General features: G+C 38.6%; 19 protein-coding genes. 7 read left to right on the top strand and 12 right to left on the bottom strand.

Going from position 1 to position 26,344, the window contains the following annotated elements; genetic code table 11:
• Nucleotides 1–173: 173 nt before the first annotated feature.
• The 10 genes from AACZ88_RS16830 to AACZ88_RS16785 all read right to left on the bottom strand — a co-directional run bounded on the left by AACZ88_RS16830 (nt 174) and on the right by AACZ88_RS16785 (nt 16,737).
• Nucleotides 174–1,571: a sulfatase-like hydrolase/transferase gene (locus AACZ88_RS16830; RefSeq protein WP_339712620.1), complete on the bottom strand. Its 1,398-nt coding sequence runs from the start codon at nt 1,569–1,571 to the stop codon at nt 174–176.
• Between the two features lie 354 nt (nt 1,572–1,925).
• On the bottom strand, nt 1,926–2,522 hold the full coding sequence (locus AACZ88_RS16825) for a histidine phosphatase family protein (protein ID WP_339712617.1): 597 nt from the start codon (nt 2,520–2,522) through the stop codon (nt 1,926–1,928).
• 87 nt (nt 2,523–2,609) lie between these two features.
• Nucleotides 2,610–4,400, bottom strand: a complete 1,791-nt coding sequence (locus AACZ88_RS16820; protein WP_339712614.1) for a hypothetical protein — start codon at nt 4,398–4,400, stop codon at nt 2,610–2,612.
• 24 nt (nt 4,401–4,424) lie between these two features.
• The gene (locus AACZ88_RS16815; RefSeq protein ID WP_339712611.1) at nt 4,425–5,246 is read right to left on the bottom strand and encodes an alpha/beta hydrolase; all 822 of its coding nucleotides are present in this window, start codon (nt 5,244–5,246) and stop codon (nt 4,425–4,427) included.
• 225 nt (nt 5,247–5,471) lie between these two features.
• Entirely contained in the window at nt 5,472–7,007 is a 1,536-nt protein-coding gene (locus tag AACZ88_RS16810; RefSeq protein ID WP_339712609.1) for a CRTAC1 family protein, read from the bottom strand.
• Nucleotides 7,008–7,133: 126 nt separating this feature from the next.
• Complete coding sequence (locus tag AACZ88_RS16805; RefSeq protein WP_339712606.1) at nt 7,134–8,561, bottom strand: hypothetical protein; 1,428 nt, start codon at nt 8,559–8,561, stop codon at nt 7,134–7,136.
• Nucleotides 8,562–8,729: 168 nt separating this feature from the next.
• Nucleotides 8,730–10,166, bottom strand: coding sequence for a nucleoside hydrolase-like domain-containing protein (locus tag AACZ88_RS16800; protein ID WP_339712603.1), 1,437 nt, complete (start codon nt 10,164–10,166; stop codon nt 8,730–8,732).
• A 91-nt stretch (nt 10,167–10,257) separates the two neighbouring features.
• On the bottom strand, nt 10,258–12,006 hold the full coding sequence (locus AACZ88_RS16795) for a RagB/SusD family nutrient uptake outer membrane protein (RefSeq protein ID WP_339712600.1): 1,749 nt from the start codon (nt 12,004–12,006) through the stop codon (nt 10,258–10,260).
• A 4-nt stretch (nt 12,007–12,010) separates the two neighbouring features.
• Complete coding sequence (locus AACZ88_RS16790) at nt 12,011–15,379, bottom strand: TonB-dependent receptor (protein WP_339712597.1); 3,369 nt, start codon at nt 15,377–15,379, stop codon at nt 12,011–12,013.
• Between the two features lie 215 nt (nt 15,380–15,594).
• Complete coding sequence (locus tag AACZ88_RS16785; protein WP_339712594.1) at nt 15,595–16,737, bottom strand: FecR domain-containing protein; 1,143 nt, start codon at nt 16,735–16,737, stop codon at nt 15,595–15,597.
• Between the two features lie 136 nt (nt 16,738–16,873).
• On the opposite strand from AACZ88_RS16785, the gene AACZ88_RS16780 reads away from it, so the two are divergent.
• Nucleotides 16,874–17,467 (top strand): RNA polymerase sigma-70 factor, encoded by a 594-nt coding sequence (locus AACZ88_RS16780; RefSeq protein WP_339712591.1) that lies wholly within the window; start codon nt 16,874–16,876, stop codon nt 17,465–17,467.
• A gap of 18 nt (nt 17,468–17,485) precedes the next feature.
• On the opposite strand, the gene ccsA is transcribed toward AACZ88_RS16780, so the two are convergent.
• Nucleotides 17,486–20,671 carry a cytochrome c biogenesis protein CcsA gene (gene ccsA, locus AACZ88_RS16775; protein WP_339712588.1) on the bottom strand — a complete coding sequence of 1,062 codons (3,186 nt, stop codon included), beginning with the start codon at nt 20,669–20,671 and terminating at the stop codon, nt 17,486–17,488.
• A gap of 245 nt (nt 20,672–20,916) precedes the next feature.
• Between ccsA and AACZ88_RS16770 the strand changes: the two genes are divergently transcribed.
• Nucleotides 20,917–21,504 carry a Crp/Fnr family transcriptional regulator gene (locus AACZ88_RS16770; protein WP_339712586.1) on the top strand — a complete coding sequence of 196 codons (588 nt, stop codon included), beginning with the start codon at nt 20,917–20,919 and terminating at the stop codon, nt 21,502–21,504.
• An 8-nt stretch (nt 21,505–21,512) separates the two neighbouring features.
• On the opposite strand, the gene AACZ88_RS16765 is transcribed toward AACZ88_RS16770, so the two are convergent.
• Nucleotides 21,513–22,682, bottom strand: a complete 1,170-nt coding sequence (locus AACZ88_RS16765; protein ID WP_339712583.1) for a prolyl oligopeptidase family serine peptidase — start codon at nt 22,680–22,682, stop codon at nt 21,513–21,515.
• 261 nt (nt 22,683–22,943) lie between these two features.
• Here AACZ88_RS16765 and AACZ88_RS16760 point away from each other — a divergent pair, with 261 nt between their 5' ends.
• The 5 genes from AACZ88_RS16760 to AACZ88_RS16740 are packed head-to-tail and all read left to right on the top strand — an operon-like array spanning nt 22,944 to nt 26,322.
• Nucleotides 22,944–23,687, top strand: a complete 744-nt coding sequence (locus AACZ88_RS16760) for a DUF2520 domain-containing protein (RefSeq protein WP_339712581.1) — start codon at nt 22,944–22,946, stop codon at nt 23,685–23,687.
• On the top strand, nt 23,671–24,198 hold the full coding sequence (locus AACZ88_RS16755) for an HAD hydrolase family protein (protein ID WP_339712579.1): 528 nt from the start codon (nt 23,671–23,673) through the stop codon (nt 24,196–24,198). Before AACZ88_RS16760 ends, AACZ88_RS16755 begins: the two co-directional genes overlap by 17 nt.
• A 3-nt stretch (nt 24,199–24,201) precedes the next feature.
• Nucleotides 24,202–24,789: a Maf-like protein gene (locus AACZ88_RS16750; protein ID WP_339712577.1), complete on the top strand. Its 588-nt coding sequence runs from the start codon at nt 24,202–24,204 to the stop codon at nt 24,787–24,789.
• Nucleotides 24,790–24,827: 38 nt separating this feature from the next.
• The gene (locus AACZ88_RS16745; RefSeq protein WP_339712574.1) at nt 24,828–25,772 is read left to right on the top strand and encodes a septum formation inhibitor Maf; all 945 of its coding nucleotides are present in this window, start codon (nt 24,828–24,830) and stop codon (nt 25,770–25,772) included.
• Between the two features lie 4 nt (nt 25,773–25,776).
• Nucleotides 25,777–26,322, top strand: coding sequence for a mechanosensitive ion channel domain-containing protein (locus tag AACZ88_RS16740; protein ID WP_339712572.1), 546 nt, complete (start codon nt 25,777–25,779; stop codon nt 26,320–26,322).
• Nucleotides 26,323–26,344 lie beyond the last annotated feature (22 nt).

Genomic DNA, 26,344 nt, shown 5'->3' with positions numbered 1-26,344 from the left:
TCCCCCTCTAAAATTAACAAATACTATATTTTTATGATTTTTTATCACAAATCCATAATCCTAAATTTAACAGTAAGTTATTTGATCTTTATAAACTCCAAAAAAAATGGGAATAGGCGCGTACCCCTATTCCCATTTCCTACTAAAAAACGAACCAGTTCAACTGGTAAACACTACTGTATCTCCATTTCCTGCTGAACAGACTTCAACCAAGACTCATGTACTTTTAAAAGCTCTTTCAATTTTTCAGGGTTGGATTTTGCCAAATTGTTCTTTTCTGAAATATCACTTTCCAAGTTAACAAGGAACAGCTGATCTACATCGGTTCGCTCTCCCGTATTTGTAGGTTCCCTAACATTTCCTATTAATTTCCATGGTCCCTTGCGAACCGCCCATTGTGCTTCCGAATCATCGTAACTATTAACTTGCCAATGCACTACTTTATGTTGCGATTCTTTTTTATCATCTAAAATGACTGGCATCAGACTTTTTCCGTCAATGTCTCCTTTCACTTGGGCACCCGTCAATTCAGCTATGGTGCTAAACCAGTCCATTTCCATTGCGACTTGATCACGTACTTCATTAGCAGGTATCGCCTTGGGATATCGAATAATGGCCGGCACACGGATACCCCCTTCAAACAGACTAAATTTGCTCCCTCTATATGGTCCGGCGTTGCCCCCACCCCAAAACGCACGTTCCTCCAACGAATGCCCGTGATCGGATTGAAAAACGATAATTGTGTCATCAGTAAGGTTTTGTTCATCTAGATAGTCAAGTACATGCCCGATTTTTTCGTCGGTATTGGAAATAAAAGCTGCATACTCTTTTCTAGGTGTGGGCAAGTCTTTGTAATAATCCAACCACTTTGTTGTTCCTTGATATGGGTAATGGGGAGCATTGAACGCCCAATAAATAAAGAATGGCTCATTTCTTTTCTTGTCGATAACCTGCTTTACTTCATCTGCCATTAAATCGGTAAAATGTTGCCCTGAATAATATACTTCTTCAGAGTTTCTATAAAGATCATGTTTGTTAGGTCCGGCCCAATAAAATGTATGGGAATAGTTATCGATACAACCCCGTTGATGCCCGAAAAAATAATCGAACCCTTGGCCATTGGGCAGATTTTCTTTTCGATGCCCCAAGTGCCATTTGCCTATCAATGCCGTATAATAGCCATTTGCCTTGAGCATCTCGGCCATCGTAATTTGGTTGGTTGGCAAACCGAACCTCCCTGTCTTTTCAGCATTTTCAGGAATAGGAACATTGCCCTCTAAACCTGCCCGTAAATTTGTTTTTCCAGTTAAAAGTGCTGCTCGTGAAGGTGAGCAAACCGGGGCCCCGGCATAAAATTGGGTAAACCGGACCCCTTCTTTCGCAAGCCTGTCCATATTTGGGGTATGTAAATCTGTGGCCCCATAGCAATTAAGGTCGATAGAGCCTTGGTCATCGGTCAAAATAACGATAACATTGGGTTTCTTTTTAGCGCTTTGGGAAAAAATGGTTTGATGAAATAATAAAAACAGCAATACTGAACTAATTTGCAATGTCTTCTTAAGTACACTCATTTGTTTGGATTAATTTGTTGATTACTATGGTATTTGGGTAAAGCTGGAAAAAAATAAATAAACTTTCAAGAAAAATGACGATTATATGTTTTACTACTTATACATACCGGTGGAAAGATTCATTTAATTTTGGGTGTTTCAAAAAAAAGGAACAATAGTTTCCCACTGTTCCTTTCCACTCAACTAACTTAACTCAAACTTATAAATATGAAAACCTTTTATTCGGTTATTCCCTTGTCCGCTACCTTTTCCATTTCTACAAAGACATTCCTTTGCTAGATTTCTAGTTTAACCAAGTAACTGCTTAGCTGTTTTGCATCGTATTCGCCTACATTATCTTTTAAGCATTCTATATTATCTTGGAAGTATTAAAGAAATGTCTTCCCAATCATGGATTATTTTCAAATTATCTTTGTAAAAGGTAAAAAAATTACCTCCTCCGTTAGGCGGTTGGTCATACTGGCGCGATATTTCTTTACCTTTTAGATAGCAGAATAGCAAAGCCCCAACTCCTCCATGTGCAACAATCGCGATATCCCCTTCACTCTTTTCAATTGATATTATTGTTTCTAGGGCCGCGACTATTCTGTTCTGAGCGTCAATCGCCCTTTCCCAACCGCGCACAGATACATAAGGTTTTGCAAAAAAAATGTTTGCAGTGGTTTGAAATTCTTCTTCATAAAGGAATCCTGTCGATGACCTATCATTTTCTTTCAAAGACTCAACTTGTTGCAATTCAATGCCCAAGTGATTAGACAAGATCACCCCGCCTTCTATCGCTTTTTGCTCATAACTAGAATAAACTGCAGTAATATTATCAATCATTGGGTTGGAATTAAATATTATATGACGTTCTATCCCTTTGTCCGATAATCCCCAATCCTGAACCGGTAAATTTGGATCGACAATTACATTTGCATGTGTTATAAAAAATATTTTTTTTCTGGGCATTTATTAATGTTTGCTAAAATTAAAATATAAGCGTTGATCATATATTTTCAAGTGGTTGATTGTCCATGGTAAACAATAGTGTTGATTTCATTCAAGTGAAAACCAATTACCGGTAGCATAAGCCAAATCTACTTTTTTCAATAAATTGGTTTCTTTGGATCGCATGGCCATGTCCCGCATGTCCATATAGATATAGAAATTAAGCCAATAACCAAAATGATATTGCTCTCTTAGCGAATTGACTTGCTTAAAATTTGCATACCAACTTGTATCAACACCATATAATTTTGCAATTCGCACAGCATTATTTGCTCTTTCCCATGTTGATTCGGCTACTTTTTTAAATAAAGCTTCATAAGCTCGATATTCGATATTTTTAGTTTCAACGACAACTTGTGTATCATCAATACCTAATGCGATATAATCAAGTTCATGCTCAAAGATGGAGTCTCCATTTAAGTCATATTGTATATAATCGATAAAACCGTTATTATTTCTATCCTCATATCGAACGACAGGAAATTTTATTCCCTCAACTTTTTGGCTTTGACGCCAACCTTGCCAACCTTGATATTGCTTTGCATTCTGGTCAATTCGCCAAGCACCCCATTCAGCCCCGTATAAATGAATTTTATTGTCAAAAGAACCTATATACAATTTCCCCTTACCCGAATTATCCAAATCCCATTCCCCTCTATCACCAGATATATCTGCTTGCGGATTATTGTCTAGACCGCCATTTTGGGCACCAGCCTTATGCAGATTTAATGGATTATAAAACTCTACCCTTTCCCATCTATGACAGTCATCATCTTCATCGAACACGAACCAGCATTCATTCCATTCTCCACGACTATAAATTAAATCACTAATCGAATCATGATTTGGAAAAATCAGCTCATCGAGTTGCCTGAAGCGAGCATCATAGAACAAACTGTCGGTACCTTTCAAACCGATCATACTATTGAATTTATGTCGTTGGTCCAGATAATCAAAACCCTTACCCTTAAATAGTATGCTCATGTCAAAATCAAATTCATTTCCTGCTGAATTATCATTGTCCAAATCATACGTCAGGGCCACCATATCTGCAACTCCGTCTACTTTAATATTTCTATCGGCTTTACTAACCTTGCCAGGGTTCTGAGGCAATGATGGCCCTTTAGGTTCTTTTTTAATGATATTATTATCCACAACTCTAATTGCCATTTCTGTTTGTCCGTCATTATCAGGATCAAAGAAAAGAAAGGGCACCTCCCAATTCAAACGTAAATCTTCGAAGGCAAAAGTTGATAAATGATTTTTCAAAAAAAGGCTTTTACCATGATAATCTTCAAGGAATCTACTACTTCCACTATGATCCCATGCTTCCAACTCGAAAGTATTCCAGTTGATATAATTGAAAATCTGATCATTGTCAAGATCAAACATAATCATATAGTGCCCTGGATAAAAATCGTTGTCATCAAGACTAAGTTGATCGGCGACTACTTGCATATCCGCTATGTTATCGCCATTCTCATCATTCCAATCAACAATTAAGTCAAATGGACCACCATACGTTCCATCCCTATTACGATCTATCATCAGGCAGTCACTGTCCAAATCACCTGAAAGGTCACCTTCTTTCATATCATCATCATCGTCAATCCATTGTACCGGGAAGTTGTTGATTGTCAAGGTTTGTAATAAATCAGGGTCTCCATCCCTATCTAAATCCTTATATATAATAGGTGTACCATGCTGAGGAGGCGGAATTCTAAAAGAAGTCAGCAGTAAATTTTCGTTCCAATATCGACTTGAGTTTTCTTGCGCGCAAATAGGGTTTAGAACACACACCATTCCTAATGAAAACAGGGCTTTAACTATAAGCTTCATTTTGTATTTAAATTTACTAAGTATTTAATTCAGTGCTGAAATTATATCAGACAAAAACGTCGCTATTTTGACTTCAAAATCATCCATATGACTGGCAGGGGTATGACCCGCACCTTCAATGGCAATAAGTTCATTTTTAACTTTTACTTCGTTTAATCTTTTAATTATTTGCAAAGAATTTCCATAAGGAACCGAGGCATCTTCTGTTCCATGGACAATAATCATTGGAGGATCGTTCTTGTCGATACTATATTTGCCCCATGATTCATCTGGGCTTCCCCACAGATTAATAAAAGCCAAAATACCTGATTTATCCCATTTTTTATCTTTAGCGCCATCTCTGTAGCAAAAATTATTTCCTAATATACCACCAGCCGAACCTCCTCCTATAACAATTTTCGATTTGTCGATTCCTAGTTTTTTACTATTCTCCCGTATCCAGTTTAAACCTTTCATTGCATCTTCCAATGCGTCATTTATGGTTCCAGTCTTATCATCTTTAGGATTTTCCCGGACCCTGTAATTTATGGAAAGGCAGACATATCCTCTTTTGGCAAATCGCGTGGCCATTTCAACAATATACCTTTGTGATTTATCGTAATTGGGACCAAAACCGCCACCGTGCATCCACATTATTGCCGGACGCTTTTTGGCAACCATTTCCAAAGGCGAATAAATATCGAGCATAAGCATTTCTTTTTCACCCTTATAATTCATTGTTTCACCAAAAACAACGTCTTTTTCGATTTTGGTTTCTTTTTGATTTTGGTTAAATCCGCAAAAAGGATTTAGTATTATTGCGAGGAAAACAAAAAGGAAAACGGGTTTCAAAATTTGTAGTTTCATTAAGTATAATTTTTTTAATAGTACTTCGATAGATATTCTTCATTGATTAAGTAGTCTAGACCAAATTTAGCGACACTCAACTAATACAAGCATTTCGATAGCTTATCCGGCCGTTTGTTTACCATCATTTTATTTTACGATTACTTTGAACTTCAATAACCAAGATCTATATTCTGATTAATACGAACACTTATAAGATTTTTCTTTTATTCCCTGATTTTAAACTTACTGTTCTTTTTCAATAACTGTAATTGTCCTATTAACATCAACATTCAATATATCGGTCATATTCCCTTGTGGAAATTTTACTCGCACATCAACTTTATTATGCTTAGCTAAACCGAAATGGAGTACAGGGTCATTTTGGGCACTATAACCAGTTGCTCCTTCGGCAAAACGAACACCTAAAAGTTCTGATGGTTCCCCAAGGTTGCCTTTTGAATAAACATAAACAAAACTGCCAATAGCATCGATTTGTCCATTGGCTCGATAAAGCTTTACTTTCAACCAGTTTCCAACATTGGCAGTGTTATTCTTGAATAGTGAATTAAAATCCCGCTTGTCAGAAATTCCCAAGTCTAGCCGCCCGTCGCCATCAAAGTCTGAAAAGGCCGCACCACGTCTATCTCCTTTTGGCGGTAACAATCCTGTGGTTTTAACTATGGTAAAATCGCCATTGCCATCATTCACATACACTTCTAGGGGGCCCTTATTTCGGTTAAAAGATGCCTCATTCCCTGGAATGACCAAATCAAGATCTCCATCATTATCAAGGTCTCCAAATACCATCATATACCCATCATAATTTGGAAATGTACTTACTTTGGTAAACACGCCATCACTGTTCTTATATACCTCTCCGCCACAGGCCAAATCAAGATCACCATCATTATCTATATCCCCCCAAGTTGCTCCATCATCCGATTCCTTATTATCGAGAGCTATACCCGCTATAGTAGCTACCTCTGTGAAAATTCTGTTTCCGTCGTTGCGGTACAATTGATTTGGAGAATCACGGACGTTTGTATAAATATCTATATCTCCATCACCGTCAAAATCAATAGTTTGCACACCCTGATTATTGCCGTCGGTACTCAATGTAGTGGCAGTTAAATACCTGCCATTCCCATCATTCCAAAAAATATGATCGTTTGATGGCCCCATCGTATTATCCCCATCTATTTCCGACCAACTTACGGCCACAAGGTCAACATAACCATCACCGTCAAAATCAGCCGCACCAACCCCTCTTGTACCAAGAGATATACTTCCAGGCGGTCCAAACAAAGCGGTTGAACTTGTTAATACACTAGTGAAATTTCCTGAGCCATCATTGCTTGCCAGCACATCAACGTCAATGTTGGTATAATGCTTATTTCCATTGGCAAACCAATCCCTGTCCCCATCATTATCCATGTCAAACACTACAGCTCCGTGGCCCTTGTCCTTGAGTTGCCTATATCCGGAAGATTTACTGATATCATTAAAAGTACCATCACCATTATTATGCAGCAGAATATTTGGCCAACGGCCCACAAACAGGTCAGGTAGTTCATCACCATCAATGTCGGCCCATATTATGCGGTGACCCCAACTGTAAGGACCATCAAAACCTTCATCCCTACCTTCCTGATTGGCAGTGGAATCCGCTGCCCTAAGTCCACTAGGAATAGTGACTTCTACAAAACTTATTTGACTAAATCCAGAATAAGGGAATAGTCCAAGTAAAAGCAATAATTTTATATTATTTATAACGAACATATTTACTCTTCTTATTAATTTAAATATAAAGGCATAGGCGTTTAGACCTCTCCGATTGATTGTTAATTCATTCCAATTGCACAATATTTCCCATTTTTAGACAGGGGTTAGCGTACAGCCTTTAGGCTAATTATCTCTGGTCAAGGCTGCCACCCATCCGCCCTTAAAGGGCGCGGTGATGGTTTTTACTGCTCCCCCTTGTATCTTCTCTTCCTTGTACGATGTACCTTCGGTAATACTGATCCATTTAAGGGTAAATGTGCCATTAGATTTTGTAAGGTCTAAACCCACACTACCGGAATTGGTAAAATAAAGGGCATATTTTTCTCCGGGCCATGCTGCGAGATATGCCTCATTGGGAGACCTGTCTACGAGGAGTTCCATATGCGGTTTCAACTCCCAAAGTTTCATTTGGCTTTCTAGCAGGCGAACGGCCATTATGCTTGCCTTGGCTCTATCGTTCAGATTATTTCCATTAGGTCCGCGGTGAAACCGCACCGCTGCGGAACCTGCAAGGATATTTCGCCAGAAACGTTCAATACCGTCCTCTTGTCCCCCTGAACCATAGTTGCTAAATCCCCCTCCATATATTTTCGTATGGTTGCTTGGACGTGGGTGGGTTTTATTTACCTGATCCAACAACCATTGCAGCTCATGCCAATGTGTATCGTCAAAATTACGACTGTTGACCTGTGAGATATCTGCAAATGTATAGTGTTCCCCATCGTTAAAGATGATCGGGGCGCTCAAGGACTCTTTTCCCTTGTGCACATCGTCGAACATATCCGTTGTGCCCACACTTATGCCCTGTTCCTTGGCCTTTGCTTTTATGAAATTTATCCAATACTGCCCCCAGAGTGCATCGGTAGTTGTTTCGTTATCCATACAATAAAGCACGTTGCCATATTGAAGGCTGTACGACAACATTTTGGTAACGAATGCCTCTTGATACTTGTAAATCAAGTCTAATTTTTTATCATACCTTGGCATATTTGGAATAGCATGAAAAAAGGGTTGTACATCCTTGGAAGGATGAAGAGGATACTTCTCGTCAAAACCAATGTCTTCATAGCCGTAGTTTACATTAAGACGGGGGTTCCAAGGACTTATTTCCCAGTATTTTTGGGAATAATCAAAGCGGTCCCACACCTCGATTTGTACTATGATATCCCGCTCATTGGTCCATTTCAGCATGTTCTGGAACTTTGTCCAATAGTCTTCGTTCCACTGATCCAAATCGAATAAAGAATCATTGACCAAAGCATAGGGTTTGAGTTCCTTGCCCTCCCTTTGGCACATGGTATTCCGCACAAAGTTGCCTCCAACTTCCTTTATATCATCGAGGTGTTCCAGAAGACCATCTGCCAAAAATAGATGGTCAGTCTTACTGCCACCCACTAGTAGTACCGGTTCACCCTTATACTGCCAATACCTGACATTTTTTGACCAAGGTTGTATTTCCCCTTGGTCATCGTTTAAGGCAGTTAACTTTTGTTGTGCCAATAATGTGACCAAAGGACATGTTAAAAATAATAGGTGTATGATTCGTCTCATAATAGAATAATTGTGTTCACTATTTTGTTCGATTAGTATTTTTTATTAAAAAACTTGTTTACTGCTGAAGCATGTTATGACCAACCTATTCCAAACTTTTTGCAATTGTCAAATTCTTTAGGCAAAATGGCAGAATATGGATTATCCTATACTAGTTTACTTTCAGTATTATTTTACCTGTAAAATAATCCTGCGATAAGCAATTAGCTCCGGGCTACCATCATCCTTAACTTCTAATATCAAATGAATATCGCCTTCAGGACATTGTTCAGGTATTTTAACACCGACAACAGCTTCGTTAGAATTAATGAGGCCGACACGTGAAGCCGATACTTCATTGTATTCCCACCAATTGAAACTAATTTTGTCACCATCTGGATCATATGATTTCCCTGCATCCAAACTAATGGTTTCCCCTGCCTTTACCATTAAATGAATGATATGCCGGCTACTATCATTATTAACAATTGCTACTGGATTGTGGTTGGTTTTTTCATAGGGTAAAAGATTCCATCTCATGCGTGCCGCAAAATCATTTTGATAGGCTTCGCGCCACCTAGCAATTGTCCATTTTTGTCGAAGACCTTTATTCATTTTACCAGACCAATGATTGTCTTGCGCGTCAGTATAATACGATTCTCCGGCAGCAACATATCGCCCTCCCCAACCACCCCATTCTGGAAATTCGGGATTGTTTAATCCATTTTGGTAGACAAAGAACCATGAGGGTGTATCACCTTCTTTGATACCTATTATATTTCTTTCGCTTGGCGGATTTTGATGAACATCGTTTGGGTAACCAGCTCCTAAAGGGCCCCAATTATTAATATTTTCCTTAATCCATTTATCGTTATTCAAATTTTCAATACCAGCAGCCACTAATGGTAATGTTTCAGTACTACCCCTCGAATCATTTTGGTACATTCCGCGAAACGAAGCATCCATTGAATTCATCGTTAGTGGCCCTGGTTCTATGTAATTAATTTCTGGAAAATTTTGACGAATCCATTTTCCAGTACCCATTTTAGAACTATTCCACGCATCTTGATCTGAGATTGCGAAAACACGCAATTTTTTTACAAAGGCTTTCACTTTTTTGAGTGAGCGGGTACTTCTTATGTCCAGTAATGCCTGAGCTAAATCATGTGCTCCACCCCAAATGGTAATATAGAGAAGTTCATCTGATGAATCGACAGCGCCAATAATGTGTTTTGATCCAGCAGTTTCTTTACCAATTTCTAGGTTTTCAACTCCCCGATTAACTTGGCCTCCATGAACAACCTTCAAAAGTGATTCTGCTGTTGGGTAATTCGGAGCATGAAGGATTAAATTATCTCTTACCTTACCATAGTCTTTAATAGCCTTAACTAGTAAATCTGTTCGTATTTGATGCTTATAGCCTTTTCTCGGTATATTATCAGAAGTGGCAATGAGCCCTTCAATTCTGAATTCATTGGCATATACCAAAAGATGCCTAATGGATTGTTCATCATCTGGATCACCACCAATATCTGTAAGCACCAACAATCGTGGTCGGGTATCCTTTTGCGTAAAGCCTTCAAATAATATAAAAAGAAATAATACCAACGTGAATAAAATACGCATTTGTATAATTTGGTTTAAGAAGTTTTGAATTATTGATAAGTCCTAGATAATGCCTGAGAATTGGAACTTTACCTAGGACTTTGTGACAGTATTAATAGCCGGGGTTCTCTGGTGCTAAAGCCGGGTTGTTAGCTATTCTTGCTGGAGTAATGGGGAAGTAATAGTGTTTTTCATCAAAATTGGATGTTCTAAAATTTTCCTTGTATTCCACCCAGAAATTCCCTGTAGGAAAATCATAAATATAATTTACTCCTGTCCATGTATTTGATATAGCTTCTTCTGCTATTCTCCATCGTTTTAAATCCCAATGTCTTAAAGCTTCAAAAGCTAGTTCTATTCTTCTCTCGTGTCTTATTTTTTCGACATCAATTACGGTATGTAAGGGCAATGCAACACGCTCTCTTATTTTGTTTACGGCATCTAAAGCTTCATCTTTTTTATTTAAATAGAAAGCCGCTTCGGCATAATTTAAGAGTATTTCGCCCAATCGAAATTGAATTTTCATGTTTTTTCCTCTTCTATTGTTGAGATCGCCTGTAGGATCAACACCCTTTTTAATAGAAAAGCCTGAAAAATCCCTGCCTGATGTTCTATAATTTGCCCCTAAAGCAGGTAGGCCTTCGTAAATACCATCACGAATAATTTCGCCATCTGCTGTTTTTATTCCATTATAGTAAAGTACAGGATCAAAACCTTCCCAATTACTTCCATGAGTCCAAATATTTGCGTGAAAGCGAGGTTCTAGATTACCATATAACTCGTCAAATGTCCATATCTTACTAGCAACAGCTTCTCTATCCCATGGGATAATTTCACCATCCTTGTTCTCAAAATTCTCGACAAGTTCAAGATAGGGACAAATATTTTCAGTCATCCAACTTGGAGCCGCTCCAAGTACCGAATGATCAACGCTCCAATCGTTATTTACCGTTACGCCATCATAGTATTTTGCCCATATTACCTCACTGTTGTCTTCATCTACAAAAGCCTGTTGGTAATTGTCCACGAGGTTATCAGATTTTTGATAAAGTGAAAAAGGGCCATCTATAATCGCCCTTGAAGCATCATAGCTAATTTGCCAATACCTGTTTTCCTGATCCTGAGGAATACCAACTAACCCATCGATTTGTACGGTGCCCCAACGAGCAATGCTCGCTGCATATAATGCAGCCCTACTTTTAAGAGCTTGAGCCACATAGGCTGTAGGATCACCCAAACGAGCTCCAGAAAACTCATTGGGGAGCATTTCATTATTTATTATTTCGTCACATTCAGAAATAACAAAATCATACACTTCTTGTTCTTTGTTTCGAGGAACTTGCAACTCTTCAATTGGGGTGTCAATGGCCTGTGATTCGGTTATTATAGGTATTCCGCCATACCATTTTACCATGGTAAAATAGGTAAGAGCCCTTGCAAATTTCATACGACCGGCGAATAATTTTTTCTCTTCTTCAGAAATTGTAGAGCTTTCCATTTTATCAAAAAAATCATTCATTTTTCGGATATTACTATAGTGCCACTGCTCCAACCCTCCATTTTCATCTAAAAGACCAGCTTGCCATTTAACCACAACGTCTTGGTTGGGTCTGCCATTAGTTGATTGATCAGCTACGGCGTTTATTGTATATATGTCATTCCTCTGGTTTTGATTAGTGTCATAATCATTATACATAAAATACATATGACTGTATACGTCTAAAATATAGGCATCTACCAAGACCGGGTCATCCCAGACTGTGGTATCACTTATGATATCAAGTGGTTCTCGTTCCAATACGCTATCACATGAAGAAAATACAAATGATGCGAATACTATGGTATATACTAATTTTTTCATGTTTTTATAATTTTATTGATAAGCCTAGTGAAAAAGTCTTTGGTTGGGGATAATATCGAGCAGTAACATTGTTTTGCGCCTCTGGGTCCATATCCCATTTGTTCAACTCACTGAATGTCAAAAGATTTGTTCCTGCCAGAAAGAGCCGTATGGAGTCTATACCAACTTTTCCATTTATTGGAACGGTATACCCAAGATTTATATTCTTTACACGTAAGTACGTTCCATCAATGTACCAGAAATCGGAGAGTTTGGTGTTGTTTACATTACCCGTTGCAGATACTCTTGGTAACAACGCATTCTTATCATTATTTGCTGGGTTCCACCTATTTTCGTAAACAAGGGCAAATGTATTTACAGAAGAACTGGGCAAAACACCTCGCGATACTAAAACATCATACTTTCCTGCTCCTTGTAATAATAGAGACAAGTCAAAACCCTTATAGTCAAGAGACAAGTTTGCGCCAAAAGTTAATTGGGGTACGTTTGAAGTTGAAATTTCCACTTGATCTCGCCAGTCTATGGTTCCATCATTATTTATGTCAACATATTTTATGTCTCCAGGCGCAAGAGTTTCATTTCCGTTTTGATCTTGATCGTATCCTAAATTATCAATTTCACTTTGAGAGGTAAATAGCCCATCACTTTTATAACCAAAAACTCTATCTGCCCAATTACCAGATCTTGTTCTTATTCTAATGTCATCTTCATCTTCGTATATAGGTTCGTCAAAATGATCCCACTTGGCCCTTGTCCAAGCAATGTTGGCGCTAACATCATATTTAAAGTCGTTCTTGCGATTTCGGTGACCTAATAAAACCTCAAATCCACGATTATTTTGGCTATTCAAATTCTCAGCAGGTAGATTGGCACCAAAGGTATTCGGCAGTGATTGTGCCCTGGTCGCCAGTATATTCCTTCTTTGGCGATAGAAGGCATCCAACTCTCCATATAACAATCCATTGTTGATATTAAAATCTAGACCAATATTATAAATCGTCATGTCTTCCCAAGTAATATTGGGGTTGGCCAATCCAGTTGAGTATATGGTGTTATAGGGCGCTCCGTCTAAAACATAACCAGAGTCAATATACGGTCTTAAACCCCCGGTGGGTATTTCATACCCGCTTAAAAATTGAAAATTACCAGTTGCGTCATATCCAAGATTACTATAACTCGCTCTTAACTTCAAGTTGTCTATCCATTCTACCTTATCTTTAATAAAATTTTCCTGCGAAATTCGCCAACCTGCAGAAAAACTAGGAAAAAGGCCCCATCTGTTGTTTTTATTAAACCTTGGTGAACCATCATACCTTACAGTAGCTTGAAAAAGGTACTTATCATCAAAGCCGTAATTAAGTCGACCCACATAACTTTCTCTTCCATCTTCCGACGCCCTACCATCTACTTGTTGACCTTCGCCACCGGCAGCAAATAAATAATCGATGGCATCAGTTAGGTAATTTGTGCCACGGGCCCTAGTATAATGCCCATTATTTTTAATTCTTTCATAAAGAAGGAGGGCATCGATACTATGCTTCTCCCCATAGCTTCTTAAAAATTTTAGAGCGAGGTTTGTAGTGAAAGATGATTCAACCTGATAGCCTTGATCTATCTTGGTTTTAAAACTTGACCCTCTATCCAAGTAGCTGTCACTGACAGCATCATATTCCTCTAGAAAATAATTCTGCTCCCAATTTTTAAAATCATTTCCAAATTCAAAATAGCTACCAAAGCCATTTACGGACAAACCTTCAGCTCCTGGAACATCATAATTAAAACCACCTTTAATATTAATATGCCTGTTACTGTCTGCTTGATAGCCTCCGATATCGATAGTCGTTCCAGCAACTGGTGAGATAGGTACTTGCCCGGGATAAGCAATTCTAGAAGGGTCAGGAAGTTCACCTAAATAAGTTGGCAACGCTGATTGTATATCTTGCCAAATATTATAGACTGTACGTAGCGGACTTTTTATATCTTCCGCAATTAGCGACATATCCAAGGACACAGAAAGGCTTTTGGTAACTTCTGCGTCAAGGTTGGCTCTTACATTGTATCGTTTAAATTTATTGTCTCCAGATTTATACAATCCTTGCTGATCTAGGTAGCTAAACATGGTAAAATATTTAATTTTTTCAGACCCTCCTCTCAATGATATCTCATGTTGTGTTTGTGGAGCCCTATTGTTCATTGTCAAATCCCACCAGTCTGTGTTCGGATAATTTAGAGGATCTTCACCACTGTAATATTTTGCAATATCTTCACTTGTATAGATAGGATCTAATCCGTCGTTTGTTCGGAATTCATTCATTATTTCCGCATATTGGCCACTATTCGCATACGACGGATAATTCGTAAAACCTTGAAGCGTAGTAGTTGAGTTAATACTGATTTGCGGTTTACCAATTGTACCTCTTTTGGTAGTGATTAGAATAACACCATTACCGGCCCTGGCGCCGTAAATCGCTGCCGAGGCATCTTTTAATACGGTCATTGACTCTACTTCTTCAGCTGCAATGTCATTAAAATCACGTTGAATTCCATCAACAATAATCAAAGGAGTACCAAATCCACGAATACTGATAGATGATTCGTCATTTCCAGGTTCACCACTAACTTGTTGCGCTATGATACCCGGCAGACGACCAGCAACAGAGTTTGTTAGGTCCGGAGTTTTGGTTTTAGTGAGCTCCTCTCCTTTAACTGTGGCAACAGCTCCTGTAATATCTTTTTTAGCTTGTGTTCCATACCCGACCACTACCACTTCATCCAATCCGGAAGCACTTTCTTCTAAATTAATTGTAATAGTTGTCTGTCCGTTAAGGGAAACCTCCCTCGTGGCAAATCCAATATAGGAAACCACTAAAACACTGTTTGTTTCGGCAACTTCAATAGAAAAATTACCATCAAAATCGGCAGTGACCCCATTAGTCGTACCTTTTTCTATAATATTGGCTCCTGGTAGTGGTGTACCATCAGCATCGGTAACGGTTCCTGAAACTTGTGTCTGTAAATTAACATCACCTATTTCTGTTCTCTGAACGCTTGGCTGGGTCGTTCCAACTTTTTTATTAGATTTTTTTAAAATGATTTGTTTTTTCAGTACCTCATATCCGATATCAGTACCTAAAAATAATTCTTGTAAAATCGAAAGAATCAAAGCTTTGCTGACTTTAATTGTAACTTTACGTTTTACATCTACATCTCTTCGGTTCAATAGAAATTTATAGTCGGTCAAATTTTCTATCTCATAGATTACTTCTTGTACGGTTGCGTCGGGCATATCCAAGGAAATTTTCTTGGTCTGAGAGTAGGTATTAGCCTGTATTTGAAACAAAGAGACTACGGTCAGCAACAGTGTTAGTTTCATCTTTAAACTTAATTTTAAAGGGTATATACCTACACCCTTCGGGTTAAAGAGTTTTTTCATAATTTTGTAGTGTTAATTGGTTTAAATTCGTTTAAATCATTTTTTACTAAATCGGGGAATGTGTCCGCATTTTCCGATTTTACTTTTTAAAATGACCTGATTCTGGTTCATTACTGGTTTCTACTCATAAACATCCTTTTTTAGATTACTTAAATTCACTCGATAATGACTTCATTGTCTACTATTTTATAGGCGATTGCATAACTTTTGCTGAAGGACTCCAGAATTTCTTCGATGGTCTCGATGTCAAAGGTGGCATCGAACAGCTGTTCGTCCAAGTCTAAGTTTTCATTTTTAATACTGACATTATAATGCCGTTCCAAAGCTTGCCTAATCTGACGGAAAGGGGTGTTTCTAAAGATCAATTTTCCCTGCACCCACGCGGTGTACACCCGAGTATCTACATTTTCAATGGAAATATCATTATTGTGCTGGTGCCATTCCGCCTTAAAGCCTGGTTTTAATATAAGGGGGGGGGCATTTTCTTTCGCTGTTATTCTCTTATGAAGCGCTACCGAACCTTCGATTAAAACGGTATTAATATTCTGATCTTCCGGGTAATGGGATACATTGAACTTAGTACCCAAAACTTTGATACCCACATCGTTTGTATTTACGATAAAGGGATGTTTTTCATCTTTGGCTACATCAAAATAAGCTTCACCTGTCAAAAAAACTGCACGCTCTTTGCCCTCTAAAAATGAAACTGGGTAGCGCAAAGAAGTACCGGAGTTTAAAAAAACGTGGGTGCCATCTGATAAAATAACATCGAAACGCTTCCCATAGGGTACGTTTAGTGTATTGTAGACTAATTTATCTGACGATGGTGCCCCTTGGTAGGTTAATTTTGATTTATCTTGGCTTCCAATTATATTACCTTTATTGTCTTTTACTTTCTTATTTTCATTGGGATTTAAGGTTTCAACAGTTCCATTATCTAGCGTTATGGTGATGGGCTCCTCAGCAGGTTTCAGTACATTTTCCTTTTCTGCAACAATAGCATTGTTTTGATAGAAATAACCCAAAGCCAAAAAAACCAAAGCTATCGCGGCATATTTCATGGCATTAAGCACTACGAATCGTGCCTTCCGATTTTTATTGCGCTTTATTTCCTGCAACAATTTGTTCTTGATTTTATTTGTATCAGGTTGGTTCATTGCCATTGTTGTTTCAAAATGAATTTTTATGTAATCGTCAAAAATCTGTTGATTCCCCTCCTCAAGAATCCAATCGGATAACAAATCCAAGTCTTCTGAAGTTGCCTCATTAGTCAAGTACTTAAGAATTCTATTTTTCATATAGTGAACCTAAATAATCTAATATGTATACATAAGAAAGACAAAGCCCATTTGCAATACCCTAAGTTTTTAGTGATTTTTTTTTCATATTTGCAATTATTAATAGCATATATTACGACATAACTATAATACTTTTATGAATACGGATAATCACAAAATACTGATCGAACGTCTGAAAAATGGGGAAGAAGAAGCTTTTATTTATTTGGTAGACCGCTACAATCGACGACTTTTTGGTTATGCGATGACATTGACGAATAACCATGCCCAAGCAGAAGATATTTTGCAAAATGTATTTTTAAGAACTTGGGAACAGCGAAAAAAGCTGCATATTAAATCTTCATTGCAAAATTATCTGTTCAAGTCTGTTTACAACGAATTTATCAACCAGTACAAGAAAAACCGTTCGACCATGGTATTGGAGCAAAAATATTTTGAAGGTCTAGAACGAGCCGTCACATTGCAAGAAGATAGCCCTGTTGAAAAAGTAGTTGCAAGAATTACAAAGGAAATACAGAACCTTCCACCAAAATGTAAAGAAGTGTTTCTTTTAAGCAGAAAGGAAGGATTGACCAATCTTGAAATATCGGAACATCTCGATGTATCAATCAAAACCGTGGAAGCGCAACTTACGAAGGCTTTCGGGGTGCTTAGAAAAAATATGGGCAAGTCATATCACACAATGCTTATATTACTATTTAGCAGCAATCAAAACATTGAATTCAAGTGATATTGTGGCAGTACTAATTTACTTTTTGGCATAATTCACTTTGTATCGCCAATAACTAACACCACCTAATATTGCGACTCCCAAAACAATATACCAGACAAAAGTAGGCGTAATAACCTGTGCACCGCTAGCGTAACTGTGAAGACCGGCCAAATAGAAATTCACACCGAAATAAGTCATCATTATACTCCCAAAAGCAACAACACTAAAAAAGTTGAATGTCCACCTACCCCTTAGGCCGGGTACGATTCGTGCATGAATTACAAAAGCATAGACCATTATCGATATCAGGGCCCACGTTTCTTTAGGGTCCCAACCCCAATAGCGCCCCCAACTTTCGTTGGCCCACTGACCTCCCAAAAAATTACCAATGGTCAACATGACCAAACCTACCGTCAAGGCCAATTCATTGATGATGGTCAGTTCTTTTATGTTGATATCCATACGGGCCTTGTTTTTCTTAGTGGTCAAAATAATAAGCAGCAAAGAAACAACGCCCAAGATCATGCCTACCGTCAATGGGCCATAACTGCCAACGATTACCGCCACATGAATCATCAACCAATAACTGTCTAGTACAGGTACTAAATTTGAAATTGCCGGATCGACCCAACTTTGATGGGCGACCCAGAGCAACAAAGCCGTAACGAACGCCGAAGCAGACAAGGTAATGTCACTCTTTCGAATAAATAAAAGCCCCATACCCATGGTAGCCCAAGAAACATACAATATACTTTCATAGGCATCACTCCAAGGTGCATGGCCAGAAATATACCAACGCAATATCAACCCAGCAGTATGCCATAGGAAGAAAAGCACAATGGTTCCTTTAAAAAAATAGGTGATTACGCGCCAAATTTCTCGATTCCTAAAAATTTGAAAGATTAAAACAAAAAACATCAAAATGCCTACCACAGCATACGACCTGTACAACCGATTGAAAATATCAAGTTTATTGTACATTACTTCCGTTTCTATTTTGCGCTCGGAAGGGAGTATTTCACTACCATGATTTTTTTGGTTCTGAACAAAAGCTTCCAACAGTTTGTCAGCATCGGTATAATCTCCGGTTTGCTGTGCCTTTTGTAAGGTCATCAAATAATAAGGAAGTGCGTTCTTTATAAAATTCCCATAGAGCGAATCGGAAACCTGGTATTGCCCTCCCCGATAATCAAGGGCAGAAATCCATTTGTTATTTTCATCATTCAGCAGAGGAAATATCTTGATGATTTTTCCGCTCAAGGCCTGATCTAATAGATTTAATCGAATATTTATGGCCTTGATATCTTTCTCAAACTGATCGGGATTGTTTGTAGCTGTGGCTTCCCTTAAAACGGGGTCTAACTTATAGCTCCCTTCTTTATCAAAAAAGTCGGTAGCTTTAACATATTCTGTTCCTGGAGGAACCCCAATAAGCTTTCGAATACTATCATTTTGCCCCCTACTCTTATCTAAAGCGATAAACTCGGTATTATACCACACAGCGGGACTCATCATCATGGAGAGAAAGACCTGGTCACCATCCATACCATGAAATTTGTCTTTCAAGCTTAACTTTCGAAGCAATTCAGAAGAAAAGGTGTTGATGGGTTTCATTCGCCCTCCCTCATCTTGAACTATCAATTTACCAAATTTATCGGCGTGCTCTTTTGATACAATAGTGGCCTGCAGAAGTGAATCGATCTGTTCTTGCGTGGGCATCTTACTGCTGTGGTCATGACCATCATCGGCAGTATGCTCTTGCCCTACCACATTCAGCATCATTCCCAAAAAGAACACCGTGGCCAATTTTGCTTTTTTAGATTTAAGTTTCTCCAACGAAGTACCCAAATCTTTAAAACGAGTCTTCCCAAAAAACATGATTCCCATCAAGCCGGCATACAAAAGAAAATATCCCAAATAGGTTATCCAGGTGCCCCATTGGTCATGGTTCACTGATAAAATCGTTCCTTTTTCATCTGGATGGAAACTGGATTGAAAGAACCTGTACCCTTTGTGGTCTAAAATGTGGTTCATATAAATATCATAATCGAAAGAACGCTCATCTTCCAAAGTTATCTTGCTCATAAAAGATTTATACCCCTGTTCCGTACCGGGATACTTCTCGGCAATAAAATCGTTCAATTTAATGGCAAAGGGCAATGTATACACTTTAGAACCGTAACTGAGTGAAAAATCAAGTCCGCCCACATTCATTTTTTCCGAAAAAGTCGAAGAGCCAACACCACCCAATAATTTCTTTTCCATTTTCTCGCCATTTGATTCAATCTCCACGACCAAAGCATTGGGTGTACCTTCATTGACTTCGTTCTTAGGAACCTCCACTACCCCGTATGATCCCTTTACCAAAGGTTCTGGCAAAACAAATTGCATTCCCGCCATGGAGTATAGTGATCGAAGTTGCAAAGTTTGTAAACTATCTTTGGCCACGCTTCCTTGTAGCTGATCGGCCATACGCATAAAATTACCCTCGAACGGTGACTTTATTTGATAGGTCGTGTCGGATGCAAAAATATTGATAGCCCCTTCCGTATTATTGTTCAAGGCAAACAATACATTATGTATGTTGGCTACTTGGCCGTTTTCTAAAAAGTGTTCGTGTCGCTGCCCATCACCGGCCTCCACGATTTTTAAATATTCCTTTCCGTTTTCATCGGGAACCAAACCTTCTTTAACACCTTCAATAAAACCAACATAAGAAATGGTGAACGATTGTCCATTATAATCAGACTTCCAAGGTAAATTCGATTTCAAGCCTTCAGAAGTAACGATTAAATCATCTTCCAATACTTTCCGTTTGGGCTCACCGTTTATTTCGCCATCTACAAAAGCCGTCAGATAGGTTTTATCGGAATAGAAAACATTTTCGGTTTCCCCCTCCCGTATAGGCATTCGTCCTTCAAAACTGATATATCGTGTTACAAAAGCGCCCACAATTATCAATATCCAAGAAAGGTGAAGTAGTAAAACCGGCCATTTTTCCCATCGTAGTAGACGGTATCGGGCTATATTGCCCATAAAGTTGATCACAAAAAAGAGCATAATACCTTCAAACCACCATGTATTATAAATCCATATGCGTGCAGTAGCGGTACTATACCAACTTTCTATGAAGGTACCAAAAGCCATGGCTGTTGCAAAAACAATAAATAAAATAGCAGTTAATCGGGTGGAAAAGAGAATATTCTTGATTTTATCTACCATTTTTTAAGAATGCTTTGTATTTGCGGCAGCAAAAATAAGTAGATTTTATGAATTTTTACGGAGACTAAAAAGTTAAACTTTCCCCATTTTTATGGTCTGGAATTAATTCATCAATATAAATCGTCAAACCATTTTCTAAAGCTTCCAATAATATTGCAAACTTAGTTTTGTATTTTAAACACCCCTGAAAAGCAACATTTGAAAAAAGAAACATAATCAAGTTCTTAAAATTCGTATTTAAACCTATGATTTCGGAGGAAGTTTTAGCACATTTTGGAGCCGTGGAAGTTCACTTCAAAAAAGATGAATTAATTTTTTCGGAAGGAGCACGTGCCGATTTTTTCTATCAGGTGCTTAACGGAAGAGTAAAGATGTTCAATAGAACCGAAGAAGGAAAGGAATTTACACAAGGAATTTTTAAAAAGGGAAAAAGTTTTGGCGAGCCGCCATTGTTCGGTAACTTTCCATATCCGGCCGGCGCCAAGGCCGATAAACCAACAACACTCTTAAGGTTGTCAAAAGACCAGCTGTTTCAACTGCTTCGGGCAGAACCTCTAGTTCACTTAAAACTCACCCAAATATTATGCGATCGCCTGCATTACAAATCAATGAGATTAAAGGAAGTTTCGATGTACTCGACAGAACAGCGTATACTGACCTTGCTTCATTACTTAAAAAAAGAGGCAGGTGGAAGTGATAAATATGAGGTAAAATTGACACGTTTAGAAATTTCTGAACTTACAGGGCTTCGAGTAGAGACCGTCATCCGTACGATTAAGAAACTTGAAAACGACAAAAAGTTGAGCATCATCAACAGAAAGGTTATAGTGTAGTTGGCATTTTAAGCCAACCACTTGTCAAACCAATTGAAGGCATCAGTTTGCATGGCTATGTCAAACTTGTGCCCTCCTTCATAAAAATTAGTTTTATACTTGTCTTTCTCCCCCGCTTTGGCATAAATTTCTCGTAATATTTTATCAGCCCGCTCCATTTCCAATAGGGTAAATAGGTCGTCTTCTTTACTACTTTGTACCAACGCAGGCAACGGTGTGCGCAACCCTAAAATCTCAGGAAAATCTAAATAGTTGGGCAATAAAGAAGCATAAGTCATAAAGGTATGTGTAAAAGATTTGTTCATCACAAAATCACGCCAAGTACTCATAAAGCCAACACAAACAGCACATTTTATACGCTTATCCAGTCCGCCGAGATATGCACTACGGAGCCCTCCGCCCGAAAGTCCACAACAACCTACCCGATTGGCATCAACATCTTCTCTCTCGCACAACACGGTCAAGGCGACCTGATCTTCGGCAAGAACTACCCCAGGCCATGTAGTACCTGCTGAAAGCAGCGATTTGGCCATAATTGTTTCGTGGTCACTGGCCCAAGCATTGTAATCCTTAATATTTTCATCGACAGCGGAATCTTTGTCTTCCCATACTTCACGAGAACAATGGCCCCATAAAATACCATCGACATTTTCCAATCGCACCCGTCTGCTTGCAAAAGCAAAAACATCATGTACCATTACCACATAACCCTTTTTTGCAATTTCGTTCGCCCATGCCCGTCCTTCATAATACTGCGACTGATGCTCCGTCAGCATTGAACGTGTATTATCGGAAATGCGGCAAATTTTTTCCCATCCAAAATATTTGACCCCACCATGATCATGCAACCCCAGTACGGCTGGCAGCCTTTTGGTCTCCCCTGCAGGTTTGAGTACAACCGCCTTTGTAGGTTCACCATAAGGTAGTTGCCATGAAATTTCTTCCACATCCAATCCATCAAAGACATATTTACGATGAACGGTCACCTTCACCTCTCCTATTTTTGGGGGAGCCAAAAGCTCATAGGCCTTTTCCATCGCTTGGGGCTTCCAATCTGCAACAGATTGCCATTTGCTGTTTCGAAATGAAAGCTTTGGAGGGTCAGGCGCCAAATCGGCGGCCCATTGCCCATAACTCCCTATCATACTTCCATTGGAGTGCTGCATTGGTTTTTTCATGGGGGTTTGGTTTATGGGTTTCGAAGATGATGAAGTCATTCTAGTAAGAAATGGAAAGCCAGAACAAACCACGGCTGTTTTTTTGACGAATTCCCTTCGAGAATTTAAATCCTTATTATTTTCCATAACTTTTTGATAATTACCGTTCCATACAGTCAATTGTTCCCACATACGGCCACGTCTTTTCAAATGTAGTAAAAAAAGCGTGCCACTATTATTCCCGCTAAAGCTCAAACAGAAATATATGCTTATTTTTGCGCCATGATTAAAGTTACCCTTGTAGGTACAGGAAATGTCTCCGAACATTTAAAGCGGGTTATTTCAAAAACCGATGAAATTGAAGTAATTCAGGTTTTAAATAGCCGTAGCGGGCAATTGGAAAAATCTCTCGAAACAACCGGACACCAATTACCTGACATCTACATTATTGCGGTCAGTGATGATGCCATAACTTCGGTGTCAAAACATTTTATACATACGAAAAAACTTGTCGTACATACCTCCGGGAGTGTACCCATGGATGTATTACCGAAACAAATACGCGGGGGTGTTCTTTACCCCTTACAAACATTCAGTAAAACCGAAAATGTAGCCTTTGAAGATATACCTTTATGTATTGAAGCTGTCCGAAATGAAGATTTGGAACTATTGAAGAAATTGGCGCAAATCCTTTCAAATCAAGTCTTCGAAGTTTCCTCGGAACAGCGGAAATATTTGCATCTGGCAGCCGTTTTCGTAAACAATTTCACCAATCATATGTATACCATGGGAGCAGCCATTTGTAAAGAGCAGCAACTACCTTTTACCATGCTTCAGCCTTTAATAAGGGAAACGGCACGCAAAATCGAGTCTTTGCATCCTAAAGAAGCACAGACCGGACCTGCCAAACGTAACGACACGGGAACAATCTACAGACACATTGAACTATTAAATACAAAAAAAGATAAAACAATTTATCGCTTGTTGAGCGATTCGATCAAAGATAGCCATGGAAAAGAGTTATAAGGAAGAGTTAAAAAACATAACCACTTTTGTTTTTGATGTTGACGGAGTACTGACCAATTCTTCGATATTGATTACCAGTGAAGGAGAAATGCTTCGCAGTATGAGCGTTAAAGATGGATACGCACTGAAAACAGCACTTCAAAAGGGCTATAAGGTTTGTATCATTAGCGGTGGTACAAATGAGGGGGTAAGACATCGGTTAAGAGGTCTTGGCGTAACCGATATTTATCTAGGTGCCGGTCACAAGATCGATCAATTTGAAGAATATCTCGACATTTATGAAATCGACCCGCGAACCGTACTTTATATGGGCGATGATATGCCCGATATTCCCCCAATGCAAATGTCTGGCCTACCCGCTTGTCCGCAAAATGCCGTAGCGGAAGTCAAAGCCATTTCGAAATATGTATCCCATAAAAATGGAGGTGAAGGCTGTGTTCGCGATGTTATCGAACAGGTGCTTAAAGTACATGGTGATTGGAACGACAACTTTAATGCTTCCAACGACTAAAGTATGCTTCAGAAAAAATTGAACGGATGGCACCTGATTCTTGCCTCTGGATCTCCAAGAAGGCAACACTTTTTTAAAGAGTTAAAGCTTGATTTCGAGGTTCGGTTAAAATCAGTGGAGGAAGTATTCCCCGACCACCTAAAAGGTCATGAAGTTTCCGATTATTTGGCTGAAATCAAAGCTCGACCTTTTAAAGATGAGTTAAAATCCAATGACATTCTTATCACCTCGGATACCGTGGTATGGCACAATAAAAAAATTTTGGGCAAACCCTTGAATAAAGTAGAGGCTTTCAAAATGCTACAATCGATGTCGGGAACTTCGCATGAGGTCATTACCTCTGTTTGCCTGACCACGGCCGAAATTCAGAAAATCATTAATAGCACTACCAAAGTAAAATTCAAAAAACTGATCGATGCCGAAATTGAATTTTATATTGACAATTATCAACCTTATGATAAAGCAGGCGGCTATGGTATTCAAGAATGGATAGGCCATATCGGCATTGAAGAAATTCAGGGTTCCTATACCAATGTCATGGGGCTCCCCACACATTTGCTTTATAAAACGTTGACCGATTTAGTTTCTTGAAAAATGATGATTAACTTTATACCAAATCATTATGGGCAATGAAAAAATATATCAAGTTTGACTACCTTACTTTATGGACCGTTCTCTTTAGCATTTTGGTAAATTCTTGTAGCGAAGAAAAAAAATCGAATACGGCGCTACTTACGGAAGCCTCTTCCACGGCTAACCCAAAAAAAGAACTATCCGATGAATTCAAAAAATACTGGTATGCCGGCGATGCCGAAATCACCTCATATAGGCTTGAGCAGGCACGCTATGGCGAAATGCGTGAAGGAACTTCTGTTCTTATCTTCGTCACAGAGCCATTTTTAGCTAAAAAACAGGTCAAAGCCGACGAACACCATGCCGACAACATTCCTGTTTTAAAACTGAACAGTACAAAAAAATACCTCACGGGCATCTACCCCTATTCTATAATGAGCAGTAGTTTTTATCCGGTACATGATAATCAACATGCTCTAAAAGTTTCCTTCTCCGCCCAAGAATGGTGCGGACAAGTGTACGCTCAATTAAACAACAGAAACAAATTTGAAATTATATCCCATTCCTATTTTGCGAGTGACGCTGATCAAGAATTTGAAATGGATAAGGAAATTCTAGAAGATGAACTTTGGAACAAAATCCGAGTAAACCCCAACAACCTTCCTGTTGGAACCATACAAATTATCCCATCAATGGAGTATATCAGGCTGTCACACAAAGAATTGAAAGCGTACAAGGCCACTGCTACTTTAACCAAAGAAAACGAATTCAAAACGTATCAGATTTCTTATCCAGAACTTGATCGCACCCTTAAAATCAAGTTTTCAAATGCCTTCCCGTATATTATAGATAGCTGGTCGGAAACCTTCAACAGCGATTTCGATAACAAAGCAAAAACAATGATGTCTTCAAAGGCTACTAAAATGAAAACTTTGAAGACACCTTACTGGCAAAAAAATGGAAATAACCATCTATCTTTGCGCGATAGTTTAGGATTATAATATTATGGAGAATTTTATTGCCACTTATCAAAGTCAAATACTTGCCACTTCTATTACCATCGCAGTACTACTAATTTTAAAGTTCGTCACCAATAAGACAATCCGTAAAGTCGGTAAATTAAGTGATATTGTTGAGGCGCGCACCCTTCTAATAACCAAATATGTTTCAGGCTTACTTACCATTTTGGGTATTGGCGCCCTTACTTTTATATGGGGCGTTGATTACAGGGAAGTCGGCACACTTTTTGCGTCAGTTTTTGCTGTAATCGGGGTCGCCCTTTTTGCAAGCTGGTCAATTTTAAGCAATGTAACGGCAGGTGTTATTTTGTTTTTTTCATTTCCCTTTAAAATTGGTGACCGAGTAAAAATATTGGACAAAGACATTGAATCGGAAGAGCCCTATTTAATCGAAGACATAAAGGCCTTTCACGTAAACCTGAGAAAGGAAAATGGCGAACTGCTAGTATATCCGAATAACCTTATGATGCAAAAAGCGGTTTCCCTTATCAACACTAAAGAGTTACAGACCGTACAAGACGAACTGATATAAGTTTGTTAAAGAAGTTTAAAAT

Origin of the sequence: uncultured Kriegella sp., from assembly GCF_963975415.1 — a bacterium.
Classification (GTDB): domain Bacteria; phylum Bacteroidota; class Bacteroidia; order Flavobacteriales; family Flavobacteriaceae; genus Kriegella.
Note: the sequence above shows the minus strand (reverse complement) of the source record. Positions and strands in the feature narration are given on the sequence as shown.